A 3,187-nucleotide genomic window follows, 5' to 3' on the forward strand; every position below is an offset into this window, starting at 1 on the left:
CTGAAGAAAGGGAATATTAAAATCGTCAAAATTGATGATGATGGTAATGAATTGATTATTGATGTGATTCAGAAAGGGGAATTGTTTGGCGAATTGGGCTTTGATGAAGTGGACCATTCAAATGAATATGCAAAAGTGCTGACTGATCAGGTTATTCTTTGCAGTTTCAATGTATCGGATTTCGAAAGGGTTCTGACAGAATATCCTGGCTTAGCGATATCTTATACCAAGTTTGTTGGGTTTCAACTTAAAAGAGTCAAAAACAGCTATTCCAACTTATTTTTCAAATCAGCAAAACAAAGGCTGGTGGCATTTTTAATGGATTGGATTGAGCGGGATGGAAAGGATAAAGTTGGAAAGGTAGTCATTTCAAATTATCTTACCCAACAGGATATTTCACAGATTATATGTACTTCAAGGCAAACAGCCACCCAGATTTTTAATGAATGGGAACAAAAAGGTTTGATTACCTATGGAAGAAAAGAAATCATTATCCATGATTTAAAAATGCTTGTTTAATTTATCCAAATGCCAGATAGCTGACATTCCGGCAAATGCCTTAAGTGGATATTTACTTATAATTATTCATTATAAGCAGTTTAGTATGGTTAATGGCCCTTCTTTTCCTCCCAACACTTGGTTCAATATAAAACACATAAGTTGGGGTTTAAGATTTTTGTCGGTTGCAATCCTTCTGCAATCTCTTTATTATAAATTTGGAGCGCATCCGGATTCAGTCTATTTATTTTATATTTTGGGTGCCGAACCCTTTGGCAGATACTTTCTGGGGTTTGTAGAGTTGGTAACCTGTATTTTGATTCTTGTCAAAAGAACGACGTTACTTGGAGCTATTCTTGGCGTGTTCATCATTTCAGGCGCTTTGTTGACACATCTATTTGTTATTGGGATCAACTTCAATAATGACGGCGGTAGGCTGTTTACTTTGGCATCCATCTGTTTAATTGCCTGCCTGATTCAATGTTACATTCTTAAAAACCAGATCTTCAGCTATGTTAGAAATCGCTATGTTATTTGAAGCCAACCTCGAAGTATTGGAAGAATTGGAAGATATGCTCAAACAAATTGCACCCAAAGATTTTACCGATATTTCACCTGTTTTAAAGTCATCAAGCATTGGACAGCACTCACGACACATCATTGAACTTTATAACTGTTTGTTGGATCAATATGATCATGGTGTGATTTCCTATGACAGTAGAAAAAGGAACACCTCGATCGAATCTGACATCGCTGTTGCATTGTCCCACATACAAAATATCCCTCACAGAATCAACAAGCCGGACAAAAATCTTACACTGATGCACAGGATAGGAGGAAAGGACTTCTTTTTTGAAAGCAGCTATTTCAGGGAAGTATGGTATAACCTCGAGCACTGTATCCACCATCAGGCCCTGATCAAATTGGCCTGTCTGGATCTGGGCTATATACAGCTTCCCGAAACCTTCGGCTTTGCAAGTTCAACCTTGGCTTTTAGAAAGTGGGAGGGAGGTTAAAAGATGATCAGCTTTTCCTTTAACAAAAAGCTTTTTGAATCACATAATTTCATTTATCATTTACCATAATCTTTCCCCATCAGGGAAGTAAGTTGATGACACTCGAAGCAAAATCATTCATGCTGAATTCTCCTTTGGGGGTAAAGCCAAGCCGGACAATTACCAAATCTTTTGAGGGAATGACCAAAACCCATTGCCCTTCAAATCCCCCTGCATAAAAAGCATCATTTGGTAGTTTGGAAAAAATTTTATCATCAGGGTTGTTGGGGTTGCCGGCATTGAGCCACCATTGGGCGCCATATTCACCTATTGGAGCGGAAGTAACAGGTGTGGTGGCAAATTGCACCCATTCTTCCGAAAGGATCCGTTCCCCAAGCCAATTTCCTTTGCCCAACATCAGCAAACCCAATCTCGCAAAATCCCTCGCCGGGGCAAAGACAAAGGAAGAACCCACGAAGGTGCCGGAAGCATCTTTTTCCAAGACGGTATTGTGCATGCCTATTTTGTAGAATAAACCTTCATATGGCAGGCGTTGGTAATTTTCCTCACCAAGTCGGTTGCGTAAGATTTTGGAAAGAATGTTGGTAGTGCCGCTGGAGTAGTAAAAATATGTTCCAGGCTCATATTTGAGTGGTTTGGAGGCAGCGATGGCTGCCGCATCGGGATTGAGAAATAGCATTTTGGTCGCATCAGAGACTCCTTTATAATCTTCCACCCAATCCAGTCCATTTGTAGCCTGAAGCATGTTTTTTAAGTTTATGGTCTTTCTTTCATCTGTCCAATCAGGAAGCAAGCCGGTTTGATCCAAATTGAAAACACCCTTGTCAACCTGTAAACCAACCAAACTGCTCACAATGCTTTTTCCCATGGACCAGCCAGTGTGTTTCGTTTTGATGTCATGGTCTTTGCCGTAGCCTTCAGCCACCAAGTGGCCTTTGTGCAATACGACAATCATGTGCGTCAAATGGGTCTTTTTGGCCGAATCCTCAAATTCGATGGCAATCAAATCCTGAATCTTCCGGTATTGGGTCAGGTTTAAGATGGAATCGTTGAGCTTGTCACCGTTTGGCCAACTCACCGTATCCTGACCCCAATTTGGTTTTGGTACTTCATAGTAATCTTGATTTCTTACATCGGCTTCCTCCATGCCTGATAACAAAGTACAGCCCTGTCCATCGCGGTAAATGACCACCCTCTGCGCCAAGCCAAAAACACTCCCCGTTACTTTTTTTCCTTCCCTGTCTACTTTAAAATCTCCCAAGCTGATCGGGAAAGACCTTAATTCCTGACTCATCACTGAAATTTCGTCCCGCTCTGCGAGGAAAATGCAACTGCACATGATCTTGGAACCATAGGAACTAATCAATGGGAATGATTTCCATGCATAATTGAGTCCATAGCCTAGTCCTGCAATGAGGATCAAAAGTAATCCATAGATGATTTTCTTTTTCATTGAGATGTTGGTGGGGGTGAGGGTGATTATATACTGGAAACTGAAATTTCAATTGTTCCTTAAATGTAATTTTTATTCAAATTGACTGATCAATAATCAGTAAAAATTGTTCAATAATTTTCTTCGGGCTCTTAAAATTTCATTTCCAAAAATTCGACCATTTCATGGTTACTTTTGAACTGAAGCCATATAGGTTAATGTAAATACTTATGACCCTGAA

3 protein-coding genes are annotated in these 3,187 nt (G+C 39.9%); 2 read left to right on the forward strand and 1 reads right to left on the reverse strand.

All coding sequences use genetic code 11. The features are described 5' to 3' along the window. Both ACEW8O_RS11085 and ACEW8O_RS11090 read left to right on the forward strand, forming a co-directional pair. A partial coding sequence (locus ACEW8O_RS11085) for a Crp/Fnr family transcriptional regulator (protein ID WP_373494696.1) occupies nucleotides 1-519 on the forward strand: 519 nt, incomplete at its 5' end. A gap of 491 nt (nucleotides 520-1,010) precedes the next feature. After that, nucleotides 1,011-1,514: a hypothetical protein gene (locus ACEW8O_RS11090; protein WP_373494697.1), complete on the forward strand. Its 504-nt coding sequence runs from the start codon at nucleotides 1,011-1,013 to the stop codon at nucleotides 1,512-1,514. Between the two features lie 79 nt (nucleotides 1,515-1,593). Here ACEW8O_RS11090 and ACEW8O_RS11095 read toward each other — a convergent pair whose 3' ends face one another. Continuing rightward, complete coding sequence (locus ACEW8O_RS11095) at nucleotides 1,594-2,967, reverse strand: serine hydrolase domain-containing protein (protein WP_373494698.1); 1,374 nt, start codon at nucleotides 2,965-2,967, stop codon at nucleotides 1,594-1,596. Between the last annotated feature and the right edge of the window lie 220 nt (nucleotides 2,968-3,187).

The organism is Aquiflexum sp., assembly GCF_041749095.1.
In the GTDB taxonomy this organism is placed as follows: Bacteria; Bacteroidota; Bacteroidia; order Cytophagales; family Cyclobacteriaceae; genus Aquiflexum.

Coding starts and splice junctions, on each gene's coding strand:
- ACEW8O_RS11090 (WP_373494697.1), top strand. CDS start 1,011: ATGTTAGAAATCGCTATGTTATTTGAAGCCAACCTCGAAGTATTGGAA.
- ACEW8O_RS11095 (WP_373494698.1), bottom strand. CDS start 2,967: ATGAAAAAGAAAATCATCTATGGATTACTTTTGATCCTCATTGCAGGA.